Raw genomic sequence first — 602 nt, 5'->3', positions numbered from 1 at the left:
CGCGCACGGTTGTGCGCCTGCACGTTGAGCGCCACCACTTGATCACCCTCGAAAACGGCTTTCGCTTGAATAGTGTCGAAGTCAAGTGCGCCGTGCTCGCGGCGAAGAGCGCGCAGCTTCTGCGCAATCGCATCTTGCGCACGCAACTGCGCCTCCATGCCGGCCACCGCGCGCGCGGGTGCAGGCAAGTCTCCCTTGCCCTCAAGCCACGCCGCCACAGCGTCATACGCGAGCTTGGCGCGGTTGAGCACCAGCGCGCGGTAAGACGTGCTTGATGCGAGCGTACCGTCGGCGTTGAACAACATCTCGGTGACCACCGACAAGCGCTTTTCATCAGGGCCGAGCGAGGTGAAATCGGTCGATAATCGTTCGGGCAACATCGGAAAGATGCGCGCCGCGGTGTACACCGAGCACGTGTTGTTGTGCGCGTGAGCATCAATGGCCGTGCCCTTCTTCACCAGCGCATCGACATCGGCGATGGCAACAAGCACCTTCACTTGCCCGTTTGGCATCGACTCCGAAACCGAAAGCTGATCAAGATCTCGCGAATCGTCGTTGTCGATCGAACACCACAACAAGGCCGTGAGATCGCGAATGTCCGC

Annotated in this window: 1 protein-coding gene; it reads right to left on the bottom strand. The window is 60.8% G+C overall.

From position 1 onward, the window contains the following. Nucleotides 1–602: ribonuclease catalytic domain-containing protein (locus tag ACMUOY_RS20565; protein WP_413894572.1), on the bottom strand; the 602-nt coding region annotated here is incomplete at both ends.

Source organism: Candidatus Skiveiella danica, assembly GCF_022705245.1.
In the GTDB taxonomy this organism is placed as follows: domain Bacteria; phylum Pseudomonadota; class Gammaproteobacteria; order Burkholderiales; family Burkholderiaceae_C; genus Skiveiella; species Skiveiella danica.
Note: the sequence above shows the minus strand (reverse complement) of the source record. Positions and strands in the feature narration are given on the sequence as shown.